Source organism: Metabacillus sp. KJ11-3 (assembly GCF_055808295.1).
The window spans coordinates 328,602-353,078 of the sequence record NZ_JBVVRS010000004.1 but is presented as its reverse complement, the minus strand read 5'-3'; the positions used below and the strand labels follow the sequence as shown (position 1 = coordinate 353,078).

General features: G+C 29.4%; 29 protein-coding genes and 2 pseudogenes. 23 read left to right on the top strand and 8 right to left on the bottom strand.

Annotation, left to right across the window (positions count from 1 at the left end; translation table 11 throughout):
• Position 1 precedes the first annotated feature (1 nt).
• From AC0L8O_RS28705 to AC0L8O_RS28695, 3 genes are all read left to right on the top strand, one after another.
• Positions 2-145 (top strand): hypothetical protein, encoded by a 144-nt coding sequence (locus tag AC0L8O_RS28705; RefSeq protein ID WP_473450015.1) that lies wholly within the window; start codon positions 2-4, stop codon positions 143-145.
• A gap of 41 nt (positions 146-186) precedes the next feature.
• Positions 187-2,166, top strand: a complete 1,980-nt coding sequence (locus tag AC0L8O_RS28700; RefSeq protein WP_473450013.1) for a peptidoglycan DD-metalloendopeptidase family protein — start codon at positions 187-189, stop codon at positions 2,164-2,166.
• Between the two features lie 75 nt (positions 2,167-2,241).
• The gene (locus AC0L8O_RS28695) at positions 2,242-2,841 is read left to right on the top strand and encodes a hypothetical protein (RefSeq protein ID WP_251686070.1); all 600 of its coding nucleotides are present in this window, start codon (positions 2,242-2,244) and stop codon (positions 2,839-2,841) included.
• Between the two features lie 5 nt (positions 2,842-2,846).
• On the opposite strand, the gene AC0L8O_RS28690 is transcribed toward AC0L8O_RS28695, so the two are convergent.
• Together AC0L8O_RS28690 and AC0L8O_RS28685 are read right to left on the bottom strand one after the other, a co-directional pair.
• Positions 2,847-3,452, bottom strand: coding sequence for a hypothetical protein (locus AC0L8O_RS28690; protein ID WP_251686071.1), 606 nt, complete (start codon positions 3,450-3,452; stop codon positions 2,847-2,849).
• 21 nt (positions 3,453-3,473) lie between these two features.
• Positions 3,474-4,667 carry a hypothetical protein gene (locus tag AC0L8O_RS28685; RefSeq protein ID WP_251686072.1) on the bottom strand — a complete coding sequence of 398 codons (1,194 nt, stop codon included), beginning with the start codon at positions 4,665-4,667 and terminating at the stop codon, positions 3,474-3,476.
• Positions 4,668-4,841: 174 nt separating this feature from the next.
• Between AC0L8O_RS28685 and AC0L8O_RS28680 the strand changes: the two genes are divergently transcribed.
• On the top strand, positions 4,842-5,207 hold the full coding sequence (locus AC0L8O_RS28680; protein WP_216776854.1) for a YhjD family protein: 366 nt from the start codon (positions 4,842-4,844) through the stop codon (positions 5,205-5,207).
• Between the two features lie 19 nt (positions 5,208-5,226).
• Positions 5,227-5,568 (top strand): hypothetical protein, encoded by a 342-nt coding sequence (locus AC0L8O_RS28675; RefSeq protein ID WP_251686073.1) that lies wholly within the window; start codon positions 5,227-5,229, stop codon positions 5,566-5,568.
• A 35-nt stretch (positions 5,569-5,603) separates the two neighbouring features.
• Here the strand turns inward: AC0L8O_RS28675 and AC0L8O_RS28670 are convergent, their stop codons facing one another.
• Positions 5,604-6,470, bottom strand: a complete 867-nt coding sequence (locus AC0L8O_RS28670) for an ATP-dependent DNA ligase (RefSeq protein ID WP_473450011.1) — start codon at positions 6,468-6,470, stop codon at positions 5,604-5,606.
• A gap of 56 nt (positions 6,471-6,526) precedes the next feature.
• Positions 6,527-6,814: a YolD-like family protein gene (locus AC0L8O_RS28665; protein WP_251686075.1), complete on the bottom strand. Its 288-nt coding sequence runs from the start codon at positions 6,812-6,814 to the stop codon at positions 6,527-6,529.
• Positions 6,815-7,050: 236 nt separating this feature from the next.
• On the opposite strand from AC0L8O_RS28665, the gene AC0L8O_RS28660 reads away from it, so the two are divergent.
• Complete coding sequence (locus AC0L8O_RS28660) at positions 7,051-7,371, top strand: hypothetical protein (protein ID WP_251686076.1); 321 nt, start codon at positions 7,051-7,053, stop codon at positions 7,369-7,371.
• A 71-nt stretch (positions 7,372-7,442) separates the two neighbouring features.
• Here the strand turns inward: AC0L8O_RS28660 and AC0L8O_RS28655 are convergent.
• The 3 genes and pseudogenes from AC0L8O_RS28655 to AC0L8O_RS28645 form a co-directional block, all read right to left on the bottom strand.
• Positions 7,443-7,652 (bottom strand): annotated as a pseudogene (locus tag AC0L8O_RS28655) (small, acid-soluble spore protein, alpha/beta type).
• A 50-nt stretch (positions 7,653-7,702) separates the two neighbouring features.
• The gene (locus tag AC0L8O_RS28650) at positions 7,703-8,308 is read right to left on the bottom strand and encodes a hypothetical protein (protein ID WP_473450009.1); all 606 of its coding nucleotides are present in this window, start codon (positions 8,306-8,308) and stop codon (positions 7,703-7,705) included.
• On the bottom strand, positions 8,263-8,712 hold the full coding sequence (locus tag AC0L8O_RS28645) for a hypothetical protein (RefSeq protein ID WP_473450007.1): 450 nt from the start codon (positions 8,710-8,712) through the stop codon (positions 8,263-8,265). Before AC0L8O_RS28645 ends, AC0L8O_RS28650 begins: the two co-directional genes overlap by 46 nt.
• Before the next feature lie 348 nt (positions 8,713-9,060).
• Between AC0L8O_RS28645 and AC0L8O_RS28640 the strand changes: the two genes are divergently transcribed.
• From AC0L8O_RS28640 to AC0L8O_RS28610, 7 genes are all read left to right on the top strand, one after another.
• Positions 9,061-9,798, top strand: coding sequence for a hypothetical protein (locus AC0L8O_RS28640; protein WP_473450005.1), 738 nt, complete (start codon positions 9,061-9,063; stop codon positions 9,796-9,798).
• On the top strand, positions 9,795-10,067 hold the full coding sequence (locus tag AC0L8O_RS28635; RefSeq protein WP_473450003.1) for a hypothetical protein: 273 nt from the start codon (positions 9,795-9,797) through the stop codon (positions 10,065-10,067). The genes AC0L8O_RS28640 and AC0L8O_RS28635 overlap by 4 nt, the downstream gene beginning before the upstream one ends.
• A 195-nt stretch (positions 10,068-10,262) precedes the next feature.
• On the top strand, positions 10,263-11,306 hold the full coding sequence (locus AC0L8O_RS28630; protein WP_251686283.1) for an HAD-IIIC family phosphatase: 1,044 nt from the start codon (positions 10,263-10,265) through the stop codon (positions 11,304-11,306).
• A gap of 34 nt (positions 11,307-11,340) precedes the next feature.
• On the top strand, positions 11,341-11,583 hold the full coding sequence (locus tag AC0L8O_RS28625) for an acyl carrier protein (RefSeq protein WP_251686282.1): 243 nt from the start codon (positions 11,341-11,343) through the stop codon (positions 11,581-11,583).
• Positions 11,584-11,599: 16 nt separating this feature from the next.
• A complete protein-coding gene (locus AC0L8O_RS28620; RefSeq protein ID WP_251686281.1) occupies positions 11,600-12,508 on the top strand; it encodes a glycosyltransferase family 2 protein in 909 nt (302 codons plus the stop codon).
• Between the two features lie 13 nt (positions 12,509-12,521).
• Positions 12,522-14,102: a nucleotidyltransferase family protein gene (locus tag AC0L8O_RS28615; protein ID WP_251686280.1), complete on the top strand. Its 1,581-nt coding sequence runs from the start codon at positions 12,522-12,524 to the stop codon at positions 14,100-14,102.
• Positions 14,103-14,289: 187 nt separating this feature from the next.
• Positions 14,290-15,138, top strand: coding sequence for an ABC transporter ATP-binding protein (locus AC0L8O_RS28610; RefSeq protein WP_473450001.1), 849 nt, complete (start codon positions 14,290-14,292; stop codon positions 15,136-15,138).
• Positions 15,139-15,296: 158 nt separating this feature from the next.
• Here AC0L8O_RS28610 and AC0L8O_RS28605 read toward each other — a convergent pair.
• A protein-coding gene (locus tag AC0L8O_RS28605; protein ID WP_473445900.1) for an IS3 family transposase occupies positions 15,297-16,417 on the bottom strand; the annotation gives its coding sequence in 2 pieces (ribosomal slippage) (positions 15,297-16,168 and positions 16,168-16,417; 1,122 coding nt in all).
• A gap of 85 nt (positions 16,418-16,502) precedes the next feature.
• Between AC0L8O_RS28605 and AC0L8O_RS28600 the strand changes: the two are divergent.
• The 10 genes and pseudogenes from AC0L8O_RS28600 to AC0L8O_RS28555 form a co-directional block, all read left to right on the top strand.
• Positions 16,503-17,159 (top strand): annotated as a pseudogene (locus tag AC0L8O_RS28600) (ABC transporter permease); the annotation flags it as partial.
• Positions 17,160-17,162: 3 nt separating this feature from the next.
• A complete protein-coding gene (locus AC0L8O_RS28595; protein WP_251686277.1) occupies positions 17,163-17,972 on the top strand; it encodes an ABC transporter permease in 810 nt (269 codons plus the stop codon).
• A gap of 65 nt (positions 17,973-18,037) precedes the next feature.
• On the top strand, positions 18,038-18,808 hold the full coding sequence (locus AC0L8O_RS28590; RefSeq protein ID WP_251686276.1) for an MTAP family purine nucleoside phosphorylase: 771 nt from the start codon (positions 18,038-18,040) through the stop codon (positions 18,806-18,808).
• Between the two features lie 26 nt (positions 18,809-18,834).
• The gene (locus tag AC0L8O_RS28585; protein ID WP_251686275.1) at positions 18,835-19,848 is read left to right on the top strand and encodes a phosphotransferase enzyme family protein; all 1,014 of its coding nucleotides are present in this window, start codon (positions 18,835-18,837) and stop codon (positions 19,846-19,848) included.
• Between the two features lie 15 nt (positions 19,849-19,863).
• Positions 19,864-20,238 (top strand): nucleoside-diphosphate kinase, encoded by a 375-nt coding sequence (locus AC0L8O_RS28580; protein WP_473449999.1) that lies wholly within the window; start codon positions 19,864-19,866, stop codon positions 20,236-20,238.
• 29 nt (positions 20,239-20,267) lie between these two features.
• Positions 20,268-20,834: a hypothetical protein gene (locus AC0L8O_RS28575; RefSeq protein ID WP_473449997.1), complete on the top strand. Its 567-nt coding sequence runs from the start codon at positions 20,268-20,270 to the stop codon at positions 20,832-20,834.
• Between the two features lie 536 nt (positions 20,835-21,370).
• A complete protein-coding gene (locus tag AC0L8O_RS28570) occupies positions 21,371-22,555 on the top strand; it encodes an NHL repeat-containing protein (RefSeq protein WP_473449995.1) in 1,185 nt (394 codons plus the stop codon).
• Between the two features lie 16 nt (positions 22,556-22,571).
• Positions 22,572-23,321, top strand: a complete 750-nt coding sequence (locus AC0L8O_RS28565; protein ID WP_251686272.1) for a PIG-L family deacetylase — start codon at positions 22,572-22,574, stop codon at positions 23,319-23,321.
• Positions 23,322-23,341: 20 nt separating this feature from the next.
• Complete coding sequence (locus tag AC0L8O_RS28560; protein WP_473449993.1) at positions 23,342-23,674, top strand: hypothetical protein; 333 nt, start codon at positions 23,342-23,344, stop codon at positions 23,672-23,674.
• 1 nt (position 23,675) lies between these two features.
• Positions 23,676-24,476: a putative capsular polysaccharide synthesis family protein gene (locus AC0L8O_RS28555; RefSeq protein ID WP_473449991.1), complete on the top strand. Its 801-nt coding sequence runs from the start codon at positions 23,676-23,678 to the stop codon at positions 24,474-24,476.
• Position 24,477 lies beyond the last annotated feature (1 nt).

Sequence of the window (24,477 nt, the reverse complement as noted above, 5' to 3'; positions counted from 1 at the left end):
GATGGGCCTTCCTAATTATCAAAATAATAATCAAGAAGAAGAACAGCAAGAGTCCCCTCTTCAAAAACTTGTCAAACAACAAGCAAATAGAAAAGGAAAAAAATTGCTAAGAAATTCGCTCGAAAAGCAGCCAAGCTTGCAGTAAAAGCAGCCAAGCAATTAGGAGCTTCACTAATAAAAGTACTAATGAGCTTTTTAGCTGGATTAGGATTACCTACAATTTTAATTGCAGCTTTGATAATAATAGGAGTAATAATTATTTCTTTGGCAATGTCTTTCTTTTTTAGTTCGGGAGATGGTTTAACAGGAGAAGATAAAGAATTACATGAATATATTGTAAAGCAAGCAGACAGTACTGTGGATTTAAACGATCCTTTTCAAAAAAAATATAGAGTTCCTCATGCTTTAATTGCATCAGTTATTCAAATTGATGCTTTAAGAGATGAGGATGCGAAAGATTTAGCTAAAGACATGGCTAAATCTCTCGCCCCCACATTTGACTATGGAAAGTATAATGAGTTTACCCAAAAACAAACTCAAGTTTGTGAAGATGGTGTTTGCAAACCTTGGAGTTCAATAAAACAAACCGATAAATGGGTTTCTAAATTAGACAATGTAGACTTTTGGAATGGATATACATCTTTTACCCACGAAGCATATCTAACAGAGTGGAAATATGATACCAAAATCACTTATAGAACAGATCGATGGACTGAGACAGAAAAATATACTGAAACTGTTGTAGAAAAATATGTTGAATATGAAGAAGTCTCAAGAACTGTACTTGTTCAAGTGCCTTATACGGAAACCATTTATGAACCGTATGTAGTGATTGAATATAAGTATATAGAGAAACGGCCAGGTGTTTATATTAGGGTAGAAGTTCCTGTAACTAAATACAGAGCAAAACAGGTTACTAGATATGAAACAAAAAAGGTAATAGTAAAAGACAAAGTTCCAGTAGAAAGGTCAAAAGAAAAAAAGGTTGAAAAAACAAGAGAAGTAGAAAAGTCTAAAGTGGTAGAAATAAAAACTACAACAAGGACGAGACAACAAAAATTTAATTCAACTGAAAATACAACTGAAGATTATTCTTACTTTGATCAAATATTAAATTCACAAAACTTTGGTACGGAAGACAAAAAGTTAATAGAAATAAATTACTTATTTACTGGTGGAGAAATTAAATATACTGATTGGTTAGGTATAAATGGATCTTCAGGTTTTACTGGGGGATATGGTGGTTTTAATGGGACTATTACTCCTGGAGCTGGAGTACCTGCACAATTCATGGGATATTATTTGTCTGCTGAGAAAAAATATGGAGTTGACTGGTACAGCCTTGCGGCGGTGCATTTCGTCGAAACCGGCTTCAGCACACATCCGACAATGTATTCTTCAGTTGGCGCCATCGGACACATGCAATTTATGCCTGCAACATGGGTAGGCTGGAAGTATAACATAGGCGGTGGATTAGTCAGCTCAACATTGGATATCACTTCACTTTCAGTAATTAAATCAGGTGGAGGATATGGGGTTGACGGATGTGGCGATGGAAAAGCTGATCCCTGGGATGTATGTGACGCAATTCACACTGCTGCACATTATTTATCAAAAAGTAATTATAAAAATGATCCACGAGCAGCAATATTTAACTATAACCATGCAACTTGGTATGTCGATAAGGTAATGAAAGCAGCACAAGGATATAAAAATGGAGCGACTTATACTCCAGCGGATGGAGCCATGCCGGCTATTACAAAAGGTGACTTCATGAGACCTGCAACAGGAAAAGTAAACTCTGGTTATGGTGAAAGATGGGGTAAACTTCATGCAGGAGTTGATATAGCCAAAGTAGGATCGGCGAATATTCCAATTGTAGCTGTTGCAGATGGAGTTGTTGTTAAATCTTACTTGTCATCTTCGTATGGGAATTGTGTAATTATTGAACATCAGATAAATGGTGTGAAATACCAGTCATTATATGCTCATATGACAGGAAGAGCGGTAAATAATGGCCAAAAAGTCACAAAAGGACAATTCTTGGGGAACATGGGCAATACAGGACGTAGTACAGGTCCTCATTTACATTTTGAACTACATAAAGGTGAATGGAATAAAACGAAAAGTAACTCTGTTGACCCTGTTCTCTATATACCATTTTAATAGGTAAAGGTCGTAATTGATCTTTACCTTTTATTAGGAAGGGAATGAAATACTATAAAAAAACACATAATACTAATGATCTTAATTCTAGGAATATTAATTATTGGAGCAGTTTATTTTATCCCTAAAGGGGAAGAGGAAATCATATCTATTGAATCATCTGCAAAAAAAGTCGAAGCAGATATTGAAAGCGTTAAAAATCAAGAACAAGTATATACTTGGCTTGGTAACAAAGAATTAGAAGTAGGATATTTAGAAGGAAAAGATGAGGACGTATTTAACAAGTATAGGGTGAAAAAAGGGGTTGTAGAGTATTTGTTCGCAACAATTTTGTTAGAAGATCCGAACCACTTTGTACAGTCTTTTCAACCTACCAATATATCTGAAGATTTATTTTCGGTGGAAAATCCAGATAAGATAGAAGTAGCAACGAATATGATAAACAGAATTTCACGTAATGGTAAGTTATCTAAAATAAGTTACACAGATAATAAAGTTAGTTTTAAAGACGGTGAGACTGCTAAAGTGAAGGTTTATTATACTGATGATAAAATAGTCACTCTAAACTTATCATTCTCCCGAACACCAACACACCATGACGAAGAAGATGGTATTTACTCTATTGAAACTAGTGTATGGGACATAATTAAAGAAATAGAAAAAGGCACAAAATAATATTATTATTTTGCCTTTTTTTCAATCCACAATATAAGTTCAACCTTTGATTTCTTCCAACTTCCGAAGGCTCTAACATATGCGTTATACGAAGGGAGCTTTAATTTTTGAGCGTATTCATTCCATTTTCTTTGGCTAGAAGGAAAGAAAACATCTTTATGTTTGAAAGCGATTTCTAATAAGTAATCATTTGTTAATCTAGCTTGTTTATTAGCGAATGATAGGACTTCTTCCCAAGTAAAATGTTTTTTTAATGTTTTATATGAAGGCAGGTTGTTTTCTTTTGCATATTCATCCCATTGAGATCGTGTTTCAATATTATGACCGTGTTCTTTTAAAACTTGCTCAATTTCTTTTTTGGAAATAGTAGGTTTTGAAATAACGATTGAAGTATCAATATTTAGCTCTTGTTTAAAAGAATTCCACGTCTCAAAGTAGTTTTCAATTGTTTGAGCACTTGGGAGGTTATGTTCCTTTGCATAGGCGTTCCATTTACGTTTACTCGTTACATGCTCAATATGCTCTTTTCCTATATCAATAAGGATTCCAATAGTATATATCGTTTTTCTACCTTTGTTAGTATCTACTTTTTCTTTATCACCAGTACTCATATAACATTATTCATTCCTCTATTAGATAAGATTATTTTTGTTTGAAGCCCATATATGGTATACAACATCCTCATTCCAAGCATTGTATTGGGTTATTTCATTAACAAAACGGTTAAAATCTTCCTTAGTTTTAGCATTACTAATCATGTCTTTTAAGTTTTCTTTCTTTGCAAAATACCTTTCTTGTTCATTTTCAACAAATGTACTGTAAGATCGGGATTTTCTATAATCTGTTGGAATATGTTTTAAGTTTTTAATACCTTTAATATCGAAAATCTCTTCTATATTATCAAGTTCAATTTCACTTAATTCCTTAAAGTCATCTTCGACTCGAGAACTATTAAATCCAATGTTACGTTCAAATTCATAGGAAAGAGAACAGTCATTAAAATAACCTTTTTGTTTTAAGTATTTTGCTTCTCTTTTGAATGTAAATATTATTTTTTCTCCAATAAGGGGTTCTGAATTCATTTGTGGTCTTGGTAACAATAAATAAAAGTCTCTATTGTAAGTTGTTGCAATTAAACATGGCTCATCACCGATAGTAGGGATTTGATTTAATCTATTAATAGCTACATTAATTGAGACATTATTACTTTCTTTGAATACTAAAGGTGTTTTATTAAGTTCTTCATATTTATCCCAATTTGTCTTCATTAATGCATCTAATTCTGTTTCCCTATTAAATATTAATGATCTATTATAGTTTTCTACATCTGCATTTTTTAAGTGATCAATAATATCTTTATTTTTCTCCAAACGTAGTTTTTCTGCAACTCCTTCAGGATCACGCTTCTTTTCATTTTTATTTTTCCATTTCTCAATTCCACGATAAAGATGATACATGAACACAAAAGGAAAGAAAATTAAGTACATACTAGCTTTTAATAATTTATTACCTAACTCACTTTGAGTTAAAGAAATAATAATAGTGTAAACCGCTAGTAAAATTAACCCTCCAACTATTAAAAGAAAATATCCGAATAAAAAAGCAAGTAATATCTTATATCCAGTTAGAGCTGGTGAATCCTCAACAATAAGGCCCATACTATCAAGAAAACTCACTACTCCCATAAATTCGAATACTGGTACTATGTAATCCCAAAATCTAACCATGAGAATTGTTATGATAATACCAAATAAACCCCATAATCCTGTTTGTTTTCCTCTAAAGTATTGAAGTGCTATATCTGCTCCATGTAGTAAAGTATTCACAGTATCACCGCCCTTTTTATTTATTATACCATTAATTACACTAAAACGAATCGTTTTGTAGACAATATATAAAAGTTAATTAAAGAAAATTTGTTGGCATTGGACATAAAAATTATGTAATATATGATGTAAATGTTTACATTGTCATTCGAAATTATTATTAGGAGTCTATATATGTGTGGTCCTATTACTAAGGAAGATAAAGATTTGGCTGCTGAATTTATTTATTTAACATTGTTATTGGAACACATGGAGTCAGACATGGAATTATTTAATAAGATTCCTGTAAAGCTTAATGATCCCTATGTAACTTTTATGGATTCAATTATAAAAGTAGTATTAAAAGATTTAGTTCTTGTCAAAAGAAAGATGAAGGAAAAGCAAATTAAGGTCTTAGATCCTGTTAATGTAAATGAAGATTTTATGCAATATGAATACTACGTTAGAGGATACAATACTGTTTTTCGATTTTTTAAGCCTGTACTCAAGAATCGTGTTTCTGATCGAGCAGAGAAATATTTTATAGGAAACAAAAAGTAATCGTTTTTATGGAGGCACCATGAGAAATCACTGGGAATTAGTAATAAAAATAGAAAAGTTATTAAAAACTATGCTTGAATTACAAAGCAAGGAAGAAGCGACCGGTCAGTTAGGGGGTATTTTTGAAGCTGATGCAATAATGAATAAAAGTGGATTCGCTGCAATTACAAGTTCAATAACCCCATACTATATAAATAGCAAAAACAATGATGATAGACAATTAATTAATGACTTTATAAACAAATATAGCTTTTTACCTACGCTTAGTGAAGATTACTATTGGGATGTTTTAGAAGACGCAATACATGATTATGAAGATCTTTTAAATAAACTTAATGTTATTAAAGTGATGAAAAAATAAAATAGACAGAAAGAATTTGGGACCGCTCCTTCTGTCTATTTTACTATTTCAATGAGTACTGGTATTCTCATGAATCCCTTACTAGTCCAATTAAGAAACTTTACTCTTGCTTTAACATACGGTTGAATGTAGACAAAGTTATCCTTTTCTTTTTGACTGTAAGAGCGGGCAATATTATAAAAGTCTCTTTTTAAGTTTATACTCCCATGTTCTATTATCCCAACAGTCTTAAGACTACTTTCTCCTTTAATAGAAGCAATCAATCCAAACTTATCGACTCGATATCCGGTAATCCAAACATCTAAATAAGAATAGTTAAGTACTTTTAGCCAATTAGAACTCCTTGAATTTGGAATGTACTTACTGTTTTTTTTTATGCATATTCCTTCTAGCCCATGTTCTTTAACAGCATCAAATAAAGCCTCTCCATATTCTTCTATATACTGCATCTTAACGAGATGTTCTGAATTATCTAATTCCTTGTCTAAAATCTGTTTGCGTTCGGAAAGGGGAAGGTTCATAAGGCTTTTCCCATCAAGATATAGAATATCAAAAGCAACAAACGTAACCGGTTTCTCTTTCATTAAGAAGCGGATTTTTTCTTCTTTGGTTGTTTGAAATCTTTCCATTAACTTTTCAAAATTAGGTTTCGGTAAACCAGTAGCCGTACTATCGGTTACTATCATTTCACCATCAAGCACAATATTTCTTTTTGGAACAAATTCTCTCAACTCTGGGTAGCGATTTGATACCGGATTCCCGTGCCGAGTGAATATTTCATAATTATCATGATTAGAACTTAAAACCGCTCTATGATCATCTAGTTTTAACTCGAATATATGTTCAGATGACGAAAAGGGCTCAATTTCGCTTTCTAAGAGCATAGGGGATATAAACCACATTACCTCAACTCCTTTTAGCGTATTATGAGCAAAATAGGACGTTTTGAAACATTAAATCAAAGCAAGGAGACGTCTACTAATGCATCAAAGGAAAAATGTTGTTGGGTATCTTTATATAACACGTAAAAGCGCCTGGTGTAAGGATCAATTTTTGTTATTAATACCGGTTGGATCTCTTCAAAAAAGCCTTCAAACCAAAGTGTTAATTTAACTTCTATTTCATCTTGTATACTGCAAACCAATTTTGTGTTAATCTCTTGAATTTGGTAATCATCCAAAATTGGCTTTTTTACCTTTTCACTTTCTTTAAATGCTTTATTAATCAAACCTTTATGTTCTGGCATTATGAAGGGGCTCCACTTCTTTAATGAGCGATCTTTTAACATTTTACGACACCTGCTTTAGTATATTTAATATATCTATTATAAGAACGTGTGTTCTATATATCAAGATTGTTATTATACTTTTTTATCGGAATATAATAACGAAATATAATAATTGTTATAATTTATTTACAAATTTGGAAATAAATTATATTTTTTGAATGTTGGAAAAATTACAGATTTGAAGGAGGATGTATATGAAAACAAAGTTAGTCCCTTATTTGCTCGCTGGATTCATTGCCATTGCAGGAAGCTTCACATTTAATGGAGCGGCAAATGCCAATGAAATAGAAACCAAGAGTTTTAGCGAAGAGCAAATGCCAAATGAAATACGCGAAGTAGTAGAAATTATTAATTCTGGTCAAAGCAAAGGGAACAAAAAAGATGGTTATACAACAAAAGGTAATCCAAATGCAAAAATTTATGGTGAATCTTCTTCTTCAAATGATGATGGGTTTCAAACTATGGCTATTATTGGGCAATCAAAGTCTAATACAAAAGACGAAGTTTTTGATTAGAAGCTTATAGTGATTCTTTAGTGTAACGTGAATATCATCTTGTACAAGTAGAAAAGAGGGGAATTACCCCCTCACACGATTAAAAAACGCCCCATGGATTGCTGCACCATTTTTACTAGTCTTTAGTAATTTCCCCACCCAACAGATCGATTAGCTCTTTATGTAATTTCAGGTCCAAGATTCACACCAAATTTAGATGCAATTTCATATTTCATTTGTTCAATTGCTTGTGTAGCACCAAGAACTACTAATTGATTACTATTATTTTTGTTGCGAGCCATAAAATCAATCCTTAAATGTTTGAAGATTCGATTAATGCAATCTAATAATGTTATCTATTAATAACCGTATATATATTTTCTAGTAAATTCGGAATAATTTGCTCTTCCATACATTTAATTTCCTCAACGATTTTTAAAGCACTAACTAGTAGTTCCTCATTATTTGATATTTGATATTTCAAAACTATATTACGAAGAATAGTAGATTTCATTTCGATTTTTGCTAGGTCTTCTATTAAATGAAGACTATTACCTTGATTTACAAATTTATCTATACATACAAGACACTTTTTATGTTCCATGTATGTGTGGAAGGGTAGAATTGTCAACGATAATTTCCCATCTAAATATAATGTAATGTACTCTAATAAAGAATTATGGACACTAATACCAAACCTTACGTCATTCGGAAATTTAGGATTGATGCTCATTCTTAACCGATTAGATGTGTTGTAGGAATTTAAATAATCTTCTAATAATTGATACGATAATTTTAAATCAAAAATACTTTCGATGTTGCTTTTTTTACTGAGAAAATATATTTGTGCATCCCAATCTTGAGGTAAGGCTAGATTATTAATAGAATCTAATAATAATTTAAAACTTACTTTTATTTTAGATAATTTCCTTGTACCATTATAATCATAATCAAGCACTTCAAATATTTGTGTATTATTATCATAACCATAAATAAGAAGGTTATTAATTCCATGTTTTCGATCTTTATTTTTTTAAAATAAAATGAATCATACCATAAATATATATATATATTAGCATCAATACATTTTATAAATAAATCAATTAAATTGTCTTGTAGTAATTCTCTTTTTGCTTTTTGTATATTTAAAAATGGATTATGTGGTAAATCAACCACATTTTGCAATAAGTAAAATTCTAGCCAATGAGGATCTTGAAAATATGAATAGTGAGTGTACAATTGTAGATAATTATTAAAAATCCAATTAACTCCTTCTCTCTCGGTGGAAATAATAGAAAGCGGTAGAGCATGATGTTTATATCCTGAAACAATTGGTAATTCAACAGGAAGTATTTTCTTCATCTTTAACTCTCCTCAAAAAGATAAATTTCCTTCAGATTAACTTTAAATATCCCATATATACCAATTATATTATGTTCAAGCAATAAATGGAAAACATTTGGTACCAAGTTTAATTGCCTATAATTTAGATCGTGTTAAAAAATGGACTACACTAAAGCCCAACGTTGTTTCATGACTTTTTTCAAAATAATAAAAAGAAATCAAAAATTGTAAAATAAAAAAAACGTAATAAAATGCCAAGAACTGTGAAAAATGAGACCTTTTCAAAAAAGTACTATTGTATAAAATTGTATTTTTTTAGATAATATCCATAAATCTCTATGGTAATAAATAAAAAGGAGGATTAGTATGAAAAATTTACCGATGGGTAAAGCTGTAATTAATGTGCATTCTCACCATGCGTTCGCATTTTCAATAATGACTGATGAGATATCATTACCATGGATTTATTCAAATTACATTAATATTCATGCATTTCCTAGTATAGAAAATGGAGACTTTATTCATTTTTGTACCTCCTCAAGATTTCAAGATGTACCATATATTTTTCTTTCTAGGTTACATCATTCGCAAGTTAAGAGATGGTTTAGTGATATTTTAGAATTCATAATTGACTCTATTAATAATGAATACTACATTAACACTGTTGTAGATGAATTTTATATTACAGGTACAAAAGCCTATCAAAAATATCACTTTACACACAACGTTTTGGTACATGGATATAATAGTAATACTAAAACTATTAAAATAGCTGGCTTTTTTAGTGATCCACCACAATATTCGTTTAATAAAGACATTGATTATGAAGAGTTTAAGTTGGCTTTTAAATATTCTAAGCCAATAAATAATGCTTTAAATAGTACAGTTGAATTAATAAAATATCCTTATTTTGAATCACCAAATAATCATTTCTACAAACTAGATAAAAAAATAGTTATTGAATCAATAGAAAATTTTTTGAATTCAAAAAAAGTACCTAGAATTATGGTGCCTAGTGTAAATATAAATTATGAAGCAGTTTATGGTTTACAGGTATATGCATTATTAGAAGATTACTTATTAAAGGGGAAAAAATACATATGAAGGCGTTTCAAACACTTTTAAATCATAAATATATTATGTTACTTAGAATTAAATACATGATTGAAAATGGGTATATAGAAGATATTAAAGTATTCACTCTTTATAAAAAAGTAAGTTCTGAAATGGAAATCATTCATAATCTTAGATTGAAATATTTGATAATAAAAGATGTAACAGTAAATGATGTTATTGCTAAGCGTTTAAGAAATATGGCTTCTATTGAGAAAGAAGCACTCTTGCTATTAAAGAAGGAGATAAATTTCAGTTAATTATTAAGATTTCTAATTGATTGTAATAGATCTATTTTATTCACTATTCAATGAGGTTTTTTCATGTTATAATTTCCATTGTAAACGCTTAAATGTAATTTTTTTCATATATTAGTATTATTACTTGTCTGAATATCCTTTCCTGGAATGGAAAATGATCTTAAATCTTTGTTAAATAGATTGGAGTGTAGATAAATGATTAAATGCGTTATATGGGATCTAGATAATACTATTTGGCAGGGAATAATAAGTGAAGATAAAGATGTTGAAATACGTGAAGGTATATTTGATGTGATAAGACTTTTTGAAAGCAAAGGCATAATTCAAACAATTTCAAGTAGAAATGATGAAGGTCCTGTTTTGGAAAAATTAGAGGATTTAGATTTAATCAAATATTTCATATACCCACAAATTAGTTGGGAACATAAAAGTATTGGAATAAAAAGGATTTTAAATGGGCTTCATTTTAAACCAAGTGATGTAATATTTATTGATGATAATATCTTTGAAAGAGATCAGGTAAAAGAAGCCTTTCCATTAATAAATATAAATTCAGGTGAAAACATTAGAGCATTACATGAAATTGCCTTTAAAACAAAGTCATTTAACAGCATAGAAGCTAAAAATAGACTTGAGTTATATAGAACTGAGGAAACAAGACTGCTTGATAAGAAAAATTTGTTTTCGGGTAATGAAAAAGAGTTTCTACACTCATGCAATATTCATGTTCAACTATTAAAAGCCAATCATAGTGAATTAATTAGAATTAAAGAACTTGTAGATAGAACAAATCAGTTAAATTCTACGGGTTATAGATATTCAATTGAAGAAATAGAAGCTATGATTAATAAACCAGAATTTGAAGTATACATAGTTCAAGTAGAAGATAAGTATGGTAATTATGGACGATCTGGACTATTAATACTAGAAAATAAATTAGATGGATATTTTGTTAAGCAATTAATTGTATCTTGTCGGTTAATGGGAAAAGGTATAGCTCAAACTTTATTATACTTTGCATATAAAAGAACTCTAGATAAAGAATTTAATAATTTATATTGCCTTTTTAAAAGAAACCAATTTAATAGACAAATGATTTTGTTATTTACAGGTAATAATTTTTTAAGGGTGTCCAATGAAAATGAAGAAGTAAGATATTATCTGGACCTAAAGACTGCTGAAATAGAGTTACCCTCATGGGTTAAGCTATTGGATAAAACGACACATGCTCTTCAGTAAGTGGTAAATAATGTTTATTTAAGGAGAGATTTATTTGGTTATAGCTGAAGTGAAGAATATTTTAGAAAAAAAACTATATGATTTAGGTTATTTGAAAGATGGTCAAGTTCTTAAAGATACTGATAATTTGTTAGATATTGGAGTAGATTCAATGGGGCTTATTAGTATCATTGTAGAGATGGAAAATGAAACAGATATCTTGGTTCCAGATGAAAAGTTAACAATGGAAAATTTTTCAACGGTGAATGCTTTTTGTAGATTTTTCTTAACAGATTAAGATTGGAGAAAATATTATGTCAATAAGCGTAATTATAACAACAAGAAATAAATCTGCATATTTGAATTTAACATTATTAGGTCTAGACCTCCAATTAAATAAAGATTTTGAAATTATTATTTGTGATGATGAATCGACTGATAATACAGACCAGGTTGTTGAAAAATGGGGAGAAAAGTTTGAGAATTTAATTTATATCAAAAATAATAAAAGACTAGGTGCAGCTGAGTCAAGAAATAGAGCAGTTACTTTGGCAAATAAAGAGTTGATATTGTTTTTAGATGATGATCGCCTACTTTTACCAAATGGCATACAGGAGCACCTTATCAAAAACAAAGATAATTACAATTCATTTGTCTGTGGAGAGCGTTGGGAATTGTATTCTGGAATGACACCCTCTTCAAGAGAAATTATTAAGGATCAATTATTAGCTCAAAAACTAGTTAGAAGACATATAGAACCTATGCCACGAGTTATGTCAAAGGCCTATATAAACGGAGGGGAAAATTGGCAATTCAGATGGTATTGCATCTTAACTGGAAATCTATCTGTACCAAAAGCAATTATTGAAAGCCTTAATGGTTTTGACCCTACTTTTGAAAGGTTAGAGGATCTTGAATTAGGTTATAGAGCTGTTGAAAATGGTTATGGAGTTATATATTCTCCAGAAATAGAATCTTTCCATTTGGCACATAAGCGTGAGAACTATAATGAGGTTTTATCTGAAGTTTATAAAAATTTCAATCGGAAACATATTGATAAATCTATTCAATTAATGGAGGCATTTATGTCTGGCCACTTATGTATTCATGAATACGAACAAAGAGTGTTATATAGCTTAGATACTACTTTAGAATGTAAAAGCTGCCAAAATAAGGATAGTAGGGTTCTGTATTTTAATTCCAGCAGTATGACAAATAATTAGGGTGAATATCGTTATGCATAAGGATTACACAAATGAAGAAAAGTTTATATTAGATTTATGCAGTAGTTTAATAAAAGGGAGCTCAATACCTTACAATAAAAACTTAAACTGGGGAAATATTATAGAATTATTAGAATTACATCAAATATTACCACTTATTTATCCTTTTATTAATAAGTATCTTAGCCAAGAGCTAAAACACCAAACTTCTAAATTAATTTCTATTAACAAAACAATTATTAAGTCTAATATTAATGAAATTGAAACTATAGCAAAGTCAGCAAGAGAAAAGGGTATTAATATTATTTTTTACAAGGGAGTAGTACAATCACAGATTATCTATAATGATAATTTTTATAGAAACTTTGGTGATATTGATATTCTCGTTGAGGAAAAAGATATGAAAGCAATGGGGAGTATACTTTCAAATCTAGATTATTTACATATTGCAGGAGCAGATAATTTAGTAAGTAACAATAAAAGGAAGTATGAAATTTTACCTTTTCAAATGTATAAGGGGTCTTGGAAAAGTCATGAATTATACGAATATGTAAAAAAAACTAATAATGAGAAAAGTGTTTTTTCAGTTGTTGAATTGAAAAGATATTTCCATCGTCTAGTAAATGAAAATGGAATAAAATACTTTTATAAGAATACACAAGAAGTAGTATTAGAGTCTATACCAATTCCTACATTTAATTTAGAGTTTACTTTAATCCATCTTTTTATAAATACGTATATAAATGCGGAATCAATATTAGCTGGTGGTCCTAAGCTAAAGGATTATATAGATTTAAGTATGTTCTTAACTCAAAATACTACGAATTTGAATTGGATAAAGGTTAACTACTATATAGACTATTTAAATATTGGTGATGAGGTTGCTTCAGTAATAAAAAATTTAATTGCAATTGGGTTTATCGAAAAGTATTTAGTTGATAATTTTAAAATCAATAATTTTAGTCAATCTCAAAGCATACAGAGACAAGATAAACAAATATTAATTTGGGAACTCCCTTTTGAAAAAAGGTTATTCCAAAATAAAGTACAACACTGGCATTATATGACAAGGAAATATAAAGAACATTGTTATAGTTTTGATAATATAAATTATAAAAAAGCAGAATTTGTAGGAGGAAATAAAAGAATCCATAGACGTTTAACTAACAAACGTGACTGTATCGATCTGGAATATTCTATCTCATACTGCAACGAAATACTACTGGTCACATTTGAAATTAATTATTTATTAAATCTCGAAAAAAACTTCATTATCACTTTCCTAATAATAGATAAAGACATTAATAGTAACTCTATGTATTCCCATGAATATTCTATATATAGAAAAAATGAAGAAATCTTCATAACTAATAAAAGAAATGGATCAACAAACATTCAAGATATTTCTGAAAATAATACACATCATGTAAATATTTATATCCCATCAAGTCTTCTGAGTTTAAAAAACAACACTAAACTTGCATACGAAATTTTAATTGAAGAAAAAGTTCATAAGAACTTAAGTATGGTAGTAGGTAAGGAAACTTTAAGTAACGATCCATGTGTAAATCCACCTGTTATACAGTTGGTATAAGAATTTTAATAATATGCTTAGAAAGGTGTCTTGAAATGAATTTAATTACTATTACCAATGTATCTAAGCAATATCATATAAAGCAAAGGGGTAACAATTTTAAAGAAGGTATTAGTAACTTTTTTTAAACAGAAGTAAAGTCATTAACGCTGTAAATGATATATCCTTCTCAATAAATGCAGGAGAAATGGTTGGCTTTATTGGTCCAAATGGGGCCGGAAAATCAACTACAATTAAAATGATGACAGGAATTCTTTATCCAACAACAGGTGAAGTAAATATTCTTGGTTATAATCCAAACAAATATAGAAAAATAATCGCATCTAAAATTGGTGTTGTATTTGGACAGCGCAGCCAACTTTGGTGGGATCTCCCATTAATTGATTCTTTCGAGCTACAGAAATATATGTATAAAATCCCATCTATTACTTTTAATAAAAATCTATCCTTTTTCTGTGATTTACTGGATGTAAATAATTTTATTAATACTCCTGTTCGTCAATTAAGTTTAGGACAACGTATGAGAGGAGATTTATTAGCTGCACTCTTACATGATCCGGAAGTATTATTTTTAGACGAACCTACAATTGGACTGGATTTTGAATCAAAAGAAAAAATGAGGAGTTTACTGGTAGAGATTAATAAAGAAAAGAAGGTGACATTGATCCTAACTACACATGATATGTTAGATATTGAGAGGACATGTGAAAGAATGATAATAATTGATAAAGGTAAGTTAGTATATGACGGTAATATAAATGAAATTAAAGAAATGAATGGGAATATAAAAAAGTTAAAGGTAGATTTTAAAACAAATCCCATATTAAACGCTAAAGCAGTTAATTTTCTCGAAGAAAAAAATGGATTACGTTTTACTTTTAGCTTTGATGCAAATCATATTTCAACCTATACATTAATGGAAATGATTGCAAAAGAAAATGAAGTTAATGACTTTACTGTTGAAGAAATTGAAATAGAGAAAATAATTAAACAAATATATCAAAAATCATCTACTACATTTTCAAGAGTAAATTAGTAAGGTATATAAAATGAGAGTATATATTGAAATATTCAAAAGATCTTTTAAAAATAATTTCGTGTATAAAATTGATATCTGCATGGGGATAATAAATTCTACTATTTTGGTATTTGTAGGAGTAATGATGTGGAAAGCTTTGGATAGTCAACAGTAAACTAGACAACTTTTTTAAGGTGTTCAAGTTTGAATTCTACTGGGCTTAGATAGCCTAGTGTTCCATGAATTCTTTTGCTATTAAACCAATGGATATACGTATGCAATTCCTTCTCTAAATCTTCAAGACTATCAAAGTGACGCCCTTTGATGAACTCAGTCTTTATGATTTTAAACGTAGCTTCTGCTACTGCATTATCATAAGGACATCCTTTCATACTTAAAGATCGTTCGATTTTAAATGTTGCTAACGCATCATCAATCAGTTTGTTTTTGAACTCACTTCCTCGATCTGTATGAAAAAGCTTAATATTACGTAAATCTGTTTTTATTGAAGCTAAAGCACGGTATACCAACAGGGCATTTTTATTACGACCGACACTATAGCCGATAATTTCACGGTTAAAGAGATCAACAAATACACATATGTACTGCCATTTTTTATTGACTCTGACATATGTTAAATCACTTACTACAACTGATAATGCTTCTTCTTGTATAAATTTACGATCAAGTTCATTTTTTTGTTCCGATTCATTCGTGTCACGGGAATGTGGTTTGAATTGCGCAAGAGTATAAGTAGATACTAGACCCTGCTCGTTCATAATTCGCCCAATCCGACGTCTAGAAACGATCTTGCCGAGCTTCATCAATTCCTTTTTTATTTTACGAGTTCCATAGTTTTGATAGCTTGAATGGAAAATCTCTATAATATCGGATGTGATGTCATCCTCTGCCTGACGCTCTTTTGCTTCATAATAATAGGTGCTCCTAGGGATTTGAAGGACTTTACACATTGCTGATATCGAGTATTTGTGTTGATTATTCTTTATCACATTTACTTTCGTCCTAGTATCAGCGCGGCTTGCTTTAAAATGTCGTTTTCCATTTCTAGTTGCTTATTCCGTTTCCTAAGTTCAGCTAGTTCCTTTTGTTCGGCAGTTAAATTGTCTTTTTCTTTAAAAGAACCGGAGGTTTGACTTTGACTTATCCATTTGTCTAAAGAAGAAGGGGTAAGATCATATTCACGGATAATTTCTTTTCTTGGTTTTCCACTGTTATAAAGCTGTACGATCTGTTGTTTAAATTCTGCAGTAAATGTTCGACGTTCTCTTTTAGTCATCGTAGATTCTCCTCGAGTATATTATCTGTAGTCTACTTGACCTTAATTTTTCTGTCTAGTTCAGTGTAGCCGATTCACTTTATATAGTAATAGTGAAGTTGTGAAATCAATAAGCATTGATGAGATGGTAACATATTCGATATTAGGAATGATAATGAGAACTCTGTTCACTATGGATGAGTTTTATATTGATAGGAAAGTAGTTACTGGACAAATAGCCATTGATTTTTTAAAACCAATAAGTTTTGCCTTGACTGTTTTCTCAAATATTATCGGACAAGTTGCTTTTAATTTGGTAGTACAAGTAATACCTGTTTTGATTATTTCAATCTTTATTTTCGATTTTAATTTTCCTCAGAATCCTGTTACAATAGCTCTTTATTTTTGCAGTCTAATGTTAGGGTTTTTAATCTTATTTACTTTTAATATGATTATATGGTCTATGACTTTTTGGGTACATAAAACTTACAGTATTGTAACTATTAAAAATTCAATTATTTCTTTAATATCAGGATTGTTAATTCCATTATGGTTTATTCCGGAAGGTATATCTAAAATACTTTCTTTCTTACCTTTTCAGTATATTTATTTTACACCTCTAAATATTTTTTTAGAAAAGAGTAGCTTAAATAATATTCTATTAAATTTATTAATGCAAATGTTTTGGGGTTTGAGTTTTTTTATAATAAGTATTGCAGTCTGGAAAATAGGATTGCGAAAAATGGTCATTCAAGGGGGATAGATTATGAAACCATTCGAAGCCCTCTTAGGCCAAATACTTCTTTATTTAAACTTTTTAAGAAAGAATATTATTTCCAAGACCCAATATAAAATTGATACCATCTTATTACCTATAACAGTAGTAATTCGTGAACTAGTAAGTATAGTAGCATTATACTTTATTTTAAGAAATTTTGGTTCTTTAGATGGCTGGAACATGGAGGAACTTCTATTATTAAATAGCTTTACTTTTCTTAGTTATAGTATTTGTGTTTTGGTATTTACAGGTGTAAGAGATTTTGGTGTTATCATCCAACAAGGTGATTTTGATTCATACTTAACAAAGCCAATTTCACCATTATTTTATTTAATATCTAAAAATTCGGATATTATAGCAACTATAGGACATGGGTTAGTTGGTTTACTTTTATTTAGTTACGCCTACCATAAAGTTGGGTTAGCAATAAATTTTAAAAATACCATTATTATTATTATTATGCTAGCTAGTGGAGTATTAATACAAGGATCTATTTTATTAATAAGTGCCACATTTAGTTTTTGGACAGTAAAATCATTCTCAATACAAAATTTATTATTTAACCAAACAAGAAGTTTTATAACATATCCAATCTCAATTTATCCTGAGTTTATTCAGTTTCTTTTAACTTTTGTTATACCCTTTTCGTTTGTTAATTATTTTCCGATTAAGGTATTAATAGGATCTGTTAATAATTATTTTGTCATTTTTCCACCCCTTGTAGGAATAATTTGTTTTTGGCTATCCTTATATTTTTGGAAATACGGATTACGACATTATTCTAGTACCGGTAGTTAACAAACTTACTTATCGTTTAAAGTAAAGGTGCAAAAAAATATAATTTAGATTGAAGGATGGTACTAATGAAAATTGGAATTATTGGTGGCGGGGATATAGTTAACTATAATAAAACAATAGAAAAAATAGAAATTATGACTCCTTTTGGTCATCCATCTGCAATTATAGAACATGAACAAATTAATAATCATGATTTATATGTTCTAAAAAGACATGGGAAAAATCATTCTATTTCTGCATCCAAAGTAAACTATAGAGCTAACATATATGCTATGAAAGAGTTAGATGTGGATTTAATCATTGGACCTACTGCATGTGGTTCTTTACATGAAAATTTTATGGTAGGTGACATAGTATTACCCTCACAATTGATAGATTTTACTAAAATAAGAGAGTCTACTTTTGGAGAATATAATGACGTAAAACATGTTTCCATGGCATTGCCTTTCTGTGGTCAATTAAGGAGGAGACTACATGAAACTTTGCCACTTTATAGTAAGAATTATCATATCACAGGAACCTTAATGACTATTGAAGGTCCTGCTTTTTCTACAATAGCAGAGTCACATTTTTATAGAAATATAGGTGCACAATTAATTAATATGTCAACAGCAACTGAGGCTAAATTAGCTCGTGAATTAGGTATTTGTTATCAACCGTTATCCCTCATTACTGATATGGATTGTTGGGATGAAAATGAATCTCCTGTTACTTTAAATCAAATATATGACAATATTAAGGAAAAGGCGCCTTTAACAGTAAGGAATATAATAAGGCACTGGGTACAAAGTCTTGGTAATACAGAAGTTTATAAATGCAACTGTTGTAATCCTTAATTGTTAAACAAGAAAGGAATTAGTGTATGGAGGGAAACATTGAAATAAAGAAATTTCTTAATGAACTATGCAGCAGCTATAACATACCAAATTTGAAAATAGTAAGTAAATTAGGTACTTGGGGAGAGCAAATAAGATGGCATGTTAAAACAAACACGGGTACTGGAAATTTCTTCATTAAAGAAAAGCCCTTTTACTTAAGTAATAGTGAATATATACAAACTCTAAATATCCAAAACAGATTAACCAACGTAAATGATCTAAATTTTCCGAGGGTTATAGAAAATTCAAAGAATAATTTAACTTTTACTTATCAATCAAGAAAGTTTTCTGTTCAAGAGTGGATTCCAGGATCACTTTTAATACCAGAACAAAAGACCGATTTATTTGAAATAGGGAAAATAGCAGCTAAATTCCAACTTAGCATTAATGGAACCCCACCGGGTGTAAACACTGTTCCAAAGTGTAGAACAACACATTTTCCAGATGTGTCATACTCAGCAATATTAAATATGAGCAAAATACTAAAAAGGGTTAGTAACAATAATCACGAGAAAATTATAGATAATTTATTGAATAGTATAAAAAATTCAGATTCGCAATTAAGTAGTTTACCTCTTGCATGGATTCATGGTGACTTACATTGTTATAATGTAATTCGTTCATATCAATCAAAATATTATTTAATAGACTTTGATGATATTAATTGGGGATATAGATTATCCGATGTTGCTTGGCCATGTATAATATCCTCAGCTTGGGGCTGGAGAGATTCTAAAGTAGTACCTATTTTAGCTGAAAAATTGAATGAAAGCGCTATAAACACAGTGGTAAATGGATATGTAAAAGTTATAAACTTAACAGAAATAGAAAAACAAATATTTCCACACTTTTTACAAACATTTTTAATAATGTCTTATATAAATGTAAGAGGGTTAGCTTATCAAGCTACTAAAATTGAGGAGGAAGAATTGATTTCAGATTTAGAGCAACTACTAGCAATAATGAGACAGATTAAAGAAATGAATATCTATTATTAAGGATTGGTAAAATTAATGAGTCAAGAATATGGAATTATTATGCTAAAACCTGACGGAATAGTTCAAGGTATTGAAGAAATATTGTTGAAACGAATAAGAAATGAAAATCTTACTGTAGTTTATACCAATAAAGTTATTTTAACAGAACAACAGGTTTTGGAAAATTTTACATCACCTTTTGATAAATATAATTATGCTCGTTATTTAACATCAGGAGAAATAAAAGCATACCTTATTCGGGGTGAAAATGCTGGTCATAAATTACGTTTAATAAAATTTAAAATACGTGCTGATTATGGCTATTCAAGTAAGAATATGAGGAATTTAATTCATAATTCAGATTCTGGAACTGAATACTATAAGCAATTTAAACTTTTTTTCAAGAATTAGATCCCCTTTTACACAGCTCTTATGCCGATATGTATATAAACAAGGCTCAATATAATGAAAATCTCTTTTCTCTGTTAATTAAATTGGAGGAAAAAAGCTCAATTTCATGGATAGGTATAATATATGATAAGTATGATTTAATTTTAGATATTAAGAGGTTTTATCAAAAAGAACGTAACATAGGAATAATTCTTGGGATAAGGAACTCCTTTGTAATAAAGGGGCAAAATGTTAAATTAATAGGTTATTTTCCTAAATCCTTTCAACAATTGCCTGCTTCTTTATATGACAACAATTTTCCAGAAGCAAGTAGTTTTATCAATTATGTAAAGAAGCTTGGTGGTATAGTTATATTGGATTTTTTACCAGTAATTGGAATTAATGTAGATTTATTGAAAATGTTAAAAAAATTAGGAGTAACAGGAGTCCATGTTTTTGATTCAAGAAGAAGTTTAAGAGAAGTAGAGAGTATAGAGGATGTGGTTGAAAATGAAGCAAAGTTAACATTTTCAGGGGGAAGTGGAGTGCTTAAACCGGGATCTTTGTCAATAGGTAAATATGAGTTTGATTCCACCTTCAAATTACTTGTGAAATGATAGGGGTATAAATGATTATGAATATACTAAATACAAATTATAATTCAATATCACTAACTAAAGTTATCGGAGAAGTAGAGAATACAACTTTAAAAAAATAAATTTAGCTTCCCTACATTTACCAAGATTATTAATAACCTATTCTATATTTTTGATCCAATAAAAGATAATAGATCAATGTTAATCTTTTGTGTAAATAATGGAATAGTTAAGAGAATGAGGCCAAATAAATCAATTAGATTTAGATTTATGAAAGCATATTCTTATGGAGAATACCTTGGAATAGATGATGAGACGAATAATATTATTTTCTTTTCAAACAAGGGAGAAGTTATTAAAGAATATAAAGTACCTTTAGAAAGTTATCCAATCTCTTTTGATAGATCTAATACAGGTCAATTGTGGGTTCTTGATAAAAAAAGAAACAAATTTTTTCTTTTAATAAAGATGGTGAATTAAATGAACTTACCATAAAAGTCAAAGAAGTAACTCTACAATACCCCACAAGTATTCAATCATTATGTAATGGGAATTTATTGTTAACAGATGAAGGTTTACATACAGTTTTTGAAATCGATCAATTAGGCCATATCGTATGGACCTTTGGATCCCTTGGTTTACCAGGTAATGATAATAAATCGTTAACTTACCCCCAGTCAGCCATGAGGTTAGAAAACGGAAATACTCTAATATCGGATTCAATGAATAATAGAATAATTGAGGTTAATTATCAAGGTAATATTGTATGGAGATATGGAAATATACTTCAAGGTGATTGGGAAGAGGTCAAAATAAAATATCCAAAATGGGTTGATAGACAAGAATCAGGTAATACAGTTATAACAGATAGTGGTAATGCTCGAATTATAGAAGTAGATAAAAACAGCAAGATAATACAGGAGATTGGGGAGAGAAAGATCAAAAAAAAGCTTTTTTCTTATCCACGCTCAGTACAATTGCTAGAAAATGAAACTATATTAGTAGCTGATACTGTAAATAATCGAGTATTAATAGTCGATTTTAATAATAGGGTCTTAAATTATTATCGAGATTTATATTGGCCCAGAAGTGCAGAAAAGCAGTTAGATGGAACAATAATCATTTCAGATAGTTTGAATAAACAAATAGTTAGTATTAATGAGTATGGAGAAATAATTAAAAAAATAGATGGGTGGATATGGGAAGAGAAATACAATGAATTCGTTGACCCACATTATACAAAGCAATTAGAGAATGGTAATTTACTTGTTGTAGATTCAGAGAGAAATGTAGTTTTGGAAATAAACGATAATAGGGAAGCTATTTGGCTTTTTGGATTTGATAAATCCAATAGATTAAGTGACCCACATTGTGCAGCACGTAACAAATATTATGAAACGATTATAGCAGACTCAGGTAATAATCGGGTGATTTTGGTGAATCGAGAAAAAAAGCAAATCTTTGAAATTTCAAAAATAGTTTTTAGGGGGCATGAAGAATCTCTGAACTTTCCAAGGTATTGTAGTTTTTACGATGATGAACACCCACTATTTGTAAATGGTGTAACTGGGTCTGTAATAATTACTAATCGTGCTGGAAAAGTTGTTAGATACTATGCTCCTGTAAATAAACAAATATTAGATGCACTTCAACATACTCGAGGTATCTGTTTTATAAATAATAGAATAATTATCTCCGACTACAATAATAGTAGGGTATTAATAGGAGATTTAAATTATTAATGAGAGGGAAGATAATATGGAATTATTTAAACAGAGAGAGATTTTTGTAATATCTCCTCATATCGATGATGCTTTTTTATCTATGGGAGGATTAATTCATACTTTATTAGATGAAGGAAACACAATAAATATCATAAATATTTTCAGTAAAACAAATTTCTCGGTAAAGCATGATAATCATAATATTATTAGGATAAGAAAAGCAGAAGAAATGGAGAATATTAATCTTATTAAGAAAGAAAGCAATAATCAAAATTGCTTTATTGAATTCTGGGATATGCCAGACGCTTTAATAAGGGGGCATAAAGTTGAGGGAATATTTGATTATCCTAAATACAGTACTTTTAAAAAAGAGGATAATATTATTAATAAACTGGAATTTAAATTCAGTGAATTAATAAAAAGTAATTTGAATTCTGTTTTTTTTATTCCTCTTGGGATAGGGAATCATATAGATCATATTATTGTTAGAGATACTTTTAATGATGTATTTTCTCATATTGAAAATCAAAGCGATTTAATAGGTTATGAGGAGCAACCATATAGTTTTCTTAGAACCAATTATATTACAGTCCCAGTGGAGAGAGAAATAATTATTCCTATAAATATGGATATTAAGAAAAAATTAGTGAAAAATTATTCGTCACAAATATTATATGTTGATGATTTTCTTACTTCACTTGAGAAGTATTGTAATAGTTTATCATCTATCCCTAGTGAAAGGTTTATACATATTAAATTTTCAAATGTATTATCAAATGGATAATTCGGAAGGAGTATTTCTAATTGAATTATATTGATAGGATTAGTAAATTTACTGTTAGTGACGATGATACAAAATTAAAAGTAATTAAGGAATTAACTAAAAGTAATACATTAATGTTGAAAGGGCATGGACCTACTACCTTAAATATATTAAGCAAGTTAAAATTATTAGAAAAAAATAAAATTATGGGATTAATAAGTGAATCTAATGAATCGGCACCTAAAGAGATACTTGGGATTAAAGTATATGGAGTAGATTCTGTCAAACAAATAAAGCCTGACTATGTTATAACGAACATTGATGACGGTATAAATCACACAGAAAAAAATTTTTTTCGGGACAAAAGTTGTTGAAATGGATAAATTAAATAGATGTTTGGTAGGTGGGGAATTACATCACAAATTATTGGAGATATCAAAAGCGACTGAATTATCACCAATTATTTTATATCATATGGGTAAAGTTGGTTCTTCTAGCTTTCTTATGTCTCTTGCAAAACTTAAATCTGGAAGAGCAATTTGGTATACGACAAAAATTATAGATTATAATAATAATGTATTTGATAATATTAATCAATTGTTTAGAAATACAAATGGATATAAAAACAAACTTAAGATTATTTCATTAGTCAGGGAACCAGTTGCAAGAAATATATCTGCGTTTTTTCAACATCTAGATGATACTGTTCCAAATTTTTATGACAGATATTATTCAGGGAAAATCCATATGAAAGATCTAATAAATGTATTTATGAGAACATTCGACCAAAATCTTGCAATCAAGTGGTATGATACTGAATTTAAAAAGTACTTAAATATAGACATCTATCAGGAAATGTTTGATAAAGAAAAGGGTTATCAAGTTATTTCGGCTAAAAATTTCGATTTATTGTTATTAAAACTTGAAAGCGTAAACAACATTGACAACAACATGATTAGTTCATTTTTAGAAGTTGATAATTTTATTTTAGAGAATGAAAATATAGGTGAAAATAAAAGATATACACAAATATATAAAGAATTTAAAGAAACAATTCCAGTAACCAAAGATTATTTACACAAGTTTTATAATTCAAAGTATATGAGACATTTTTATTCTCAAATGGAAATAGATAATTTTATCTATAGGTGGAAAAAAGAGAAGTTTAATAATTAAA